Source organism: Helicobacter equorum (assembly GCF_900198655.1).
In the GTDB taxonomy this organism is placed as follows: Bacteria; Campylobacterota; Campylobacteria; order Campylobacterales; family Helicobacteraceae; genus Helicobacter_F; species Helicobacter_F equorum.
Window position 1 is genome coordinate 24,806 of the sequence record NZ_FZPO01000045.1, and the last position, 3,799, is coordinate 28,604.

6 protein-coding genes are annotated in these 3,799 nt (G+C 38.7%); all 6 read right to left on the reverse strand.

All coding sequences use genetic code 11. The features are described 5' to 3' along the window. Positions 1-175: 175 nt before the first annotated feature. Genes C6H22_RS06730 through tatB form a run of 6 tightly spaced genes read right to left on the reverse strand, consistent with a single transcriptional unit; the run spans position 176 to position 3,768 of the window. A complete protein-coding gene (locus C6H22_RS06730) occupies positions 176-559 on the reverse strand; it encodes a hypothetical protein (RefSeq protein ID WP_104694547.1) in 384 nt (127 codons plus the stop codon). After that, complete coding sequence (locus C6H22_RS06735; RefSeq protein WP_104694548.1) at positions 553-780, reverse strand: PP0621 family protein; 228 nt, start codon at positions 778-780, stop codon at positions 553-555. The genes C6H22_RS06730 and C6H22_RS06735 overlap by 7 nt, the downstream gene beginning before the upstream one ends. Before the next feature lie 3 nt (positions 781-783). Beyond that, positions 784-1,371: a 16S rRNA (guanine(527)-N(7))-methyltransferase RsmG gene (rsmG, locus tag C6H22_RS06740; RefSeq protein ID WP_104694549.1), complete on the reverse strand. Its 588-nt coding sequence runs from the start codon at positions 1,369-1,371 to the stop codon at positions 784-786. A 12-nt stretch (positions 1,372-1,383) separates the two neighbouring features. Next, on the reverse strand, positions 1,384-2,457 hold the full coding sequence (queA, locus tag C6H22_RS06745) for a tRNA preQ1(34) S-adenosylmethionine ribosyltransferase-isomerase QueA (RefSeq protein ID WP_104694550.1): 1,074 nt from the start codon (positions 2,455-2,457) through the stop codon (positions 1,384-1,386). Between the two features lie 5 nt (positions 2,458-2,462). Beyond that, positions 2,463-3,248 (reverse strand): twin-arginine translocase subunit TatC, encoded by a 786-nt coding sequence (tatC, locus tag C6H22_RS06750; RefSeq protein WP_104694551.1) that lies wholly within the window; start codon positions 3,246-3,248, stop codon positions 2,463-2,465. A gap of 4 nt (positions 3,249-3,252) precedes the next feature. Then, positions 3,253-3,768, reverse strand: coding sequence for a Sec-independent protein translocase protein TatB (tatB, locus tag C6H22_RS09120; protein WP_104694555.1), 516 nt, complete (start codon positions 3,766-3,768; stop codon positions 3,253-3,255). Positions 3,769-3,799 lie beyond the last annotated feature (31 nt).

Below are 3,799 nucleotides of genomic sequence, written 5' to 3' on the forward strand. Positions count from 1 at the left end.
ATCGCCTCCTAGAGTGCCTTGCACAAATATTGTGAATCTCTCACAGCAGTGCCAAAGTTTCAGTATATACAGGAGTGCCAAAAAGGAGCATTTTCCATAGTTTAAATTTGGATTAAAAGATAATCCACGCACGACCGGTGTATCGAGTCTTCAGCAATACATATCCCCTTTTGTCTTAAGTCTCAAGCCACGAAGCAAAAATAACGCCATCGATACCTTTGTGTGCCATTGACACAAGCTGCTCTTTGTGTGTAATGACACCAAGCACTTTAGAATCTAATATATACGTTTCAGCAATCTCTTGATATGGCTTAGGATCATCATCTACGATACAATACATAGGCTTCAAACTCGCACACAAGACAAAATCTAGCACATCATCTACCCTTACTGCACACGCAATCCCACAACGCACACAATGCCCTAAAAGTGCAAAATCCTTATCTTGTTTTGCATAAAACCACACAATTTCTTCATTTTTACTCTTAGCAATCTCTTCAATACTCTGAATGTGGCGAAACTTCGGAACCTCTAAGTTGGGATAGCCAAAAATTAGCATTCTTTAGCCTTTGTCTTACACGCTTTAGAACAAAAAAACTTCTCACCTTGTATAATGCCCTCTTTTTGAGAGACAAACACACCACACACGCAACATTCTTGCATAGTCTCACTTGGCAAATCCTTGTGGCGCGATCTTGGTGCGCTAGATTTTAGACTTGGACGCAAAAACACAAACCACACCACTGCAAAAAGTGCCACAACAATAATCAAAAATTTCATCTCTCACCCCTTTCTGTAAAAATAGATTCTCTCATTTCTGCTAAAACATTCCTCTACGCTCATATACGATAATTCTTTTTTGAAATTTGATCCCTTAAACAACAAATAATGTCCATTATAGCTTAAAAATTTTCGCCCATAATGCATAATCTCTTCTACACTCATTACAGCCCTTGAAGTGATAAGATCGATATTATTTACCTCTGTAATAGGAATTTCTTGGATACGCGTAGCAAACACACGAGTATTGCTAAGTGTGAGCTGGGCGATTATATATTGCAAAAATGCAAAACGCTTAGCTCTTGGTTCTGTGAGTATAAATCTCGCCTTTGGTAGTGCAATAGCAAGCACAATCGCAGGAAAGCCACCGCCACTCCCTATATCAAGGCAACTTGCAAACTCATCGACAAAACGCAAAGGATACAAAGAATCTATAATATTTTCTTTGAGTGAATCTAGCGTGCTAGCGCCACTAAGATTATGAATCTTATTCCATTCTAAAAGTTCTCTAGCATATATCTCTAGCTTAGCTGCCACCTCATCGTGCAATATAATCCCTATAGATTTGCAATACTCTAACACATCATTCATTGCTCACCTCCATTAGAGTATCAACATACCATCGCCATAGGAAAAAAACTTATACTTATGTGCTATGGCACATGTATAGATTCGCATCATTTCTTCACGGCTGACAAATGCACTCACAAGCATTAATAAGGTGCTTTTTGGGAAATGAAAATTCGTCAAAAGTGCATCAACGCGCTTAGGTGGATTACCGAGGTGCAAAAATAAATCACACAAGCCTTGAGCCTCTCTCACGCGCCAAAAATACTCCACTGCACGAGCGACTGTGGTGCCTATGCACAAAAGTTTAGAATCTCCTAGAATCTTCTCACGCGCTTTTGGCGTGATAACATAAGATTCTGTATGTATGATATGGGCGCGTATGTCTTGTGCCTCGACATTGGCAAATGTCCCAGCACCCACATGCAATGTAATATAACATACATCATACAGAGTTTTAAGATAGGAAAAATCCTCATCACTAAAATGTAAACTCGCTGTAGGAGCGGCTACAGCACCATCATTTTTTGCAAATGCACTTTGATAATCTATGCTATCTTGTAGCGTATCTTGACGCCTCATATATGGCGGTAGTGGCATATGCCCAAATGCCTCAAGCATTGCATAAAGATCTGGAAGATTTAAGAGTGCATTACGCGTATTATCATAAAATGACACCACGCGCAAACCATTATCCAAAACCTCTAACACACGCATACTAAAGTGACTTGGACGATGATTGTGATCACAGATTCTAAACTCTGTGCCACGCTTTACTCGCCCTCGTATTTGCACCAAAAAACTAGAATGAGAATCTATGCTATAGGCTTTATGAAACAAAATCTCTCGCATACTCTCCCCTCCTTGTTTGTAGGCATATAACCGCGCCCTTAGCACTTTTGTATCATTGCACACAAGCGTATAATCCCTTGGGACAATCTCGCTAAAATCTCTAAAATGACAATGTTTAATCTCCCCACTATTGCGATAATACACAAGCAATTTCCCATCGCGACGCGGAGAAGTTGGGTGTATAGCGATAAGCTCTTGGGGCAGAGTATAATCATAGCTTGAGAGGCTAAAATCACTTGGTAATAAACGTTCTTGCATGAAGCTTAGGTATTTTGTACCGAAGGTGAAATACTAGATTCATCTGTGTTTAACACATCATCATCTATGTCTTTTGAAGCAGGATTGACAAAACGCGCGATGATGATTGAAAGTCCATAAAGCCCTATAAGAGGGATTGCTAAAAACACTTGTGAAAGCACATCTGGAGGCGTGATAATCGCAGCGATGACAAAAATAATAACCACAGCGTATTTAAAGAAATTTTTGAGACTTGCATCGGTGATAAGTCCTACTTTGGCTAAAAAATAGCTAAGCACAGGCAATTCAAATGCAATACCAAAACCTATAACAAGACGCGTAAAAAACATAACATAATTTTCTACGCTCAAATTTCCCTCAAATTTATCACTCCCAAAAAGCAAGACATTTTCAATCACAACAGGCAACACAATGTAATACGCAAAAAATACACCACTCAAAAACATCACACTCGCAAACATCACAAATGGCAAAACGATTTTTTTCTCGTGTTTATACAAACCCGGTGCGACAAAAAGCCAAAATTGCCAAAAAATCACAGGCATAGAAATTACAAGCGCAGCAAAAAACGCGACTTTTAACGCAACAAAAATATTTTCTAAAATCGTAAGAGCAGCTAAATGTGCCTTAATAGATTCATTTTCTAAAGCACTATTAATAGGTGCAGCGACCCAATCAAAAATCACACCCCAAAAATTGAAACATATCCCAAAGCTAAGAATAAGCACCACGACAGAAATAATAAGTCGTTTGCGTAAGTCCTGCAAGTGAGGTTTTAGATCTTCAAACATTACTCTAAGCTCCTTTAGGCGAATCCATAGATTCACTTGTATGTGTAGATTGTGTGGTTTGCGGAGAATCTAAGGCAACACAATCGGATGTAGATGATATAGAATCTTGTGTATTATGGGTTATACCAATATCTGCATCAAGTTGTGTGCTTTGAAAATTGAGGGATTCTAAGGCGCGAGATTCTGCACTTTTTTGCGGATGTGTGGGAATAGGTGCATTTGTAGGGTCATTAAGAGAGAGATTGCTAAGCTCTTTGAAGTCCTTTGTGATAGTATCAACTTCATTCTTTGTGGCATTGAGATTCTCTTCAAAAAGTTTTTTATACCCAAGGGCTTCTTTTTTTAGTTCGCTGATTTGGACTTCTTTATCAAATGTGTCTTTGGCTTCATTGATAGTTTTTTTGATGGCACGAAAAAATTTTGTGACATCTATTATCGCTTGAGGCAATTTATCTGGTCCCAAAAAAATCACCGCCACCACCAAAACTACCAAAATTTCAAAAATACCCACACCAAACATCACATAACCTTCCAAAAAATTATAGGCATAG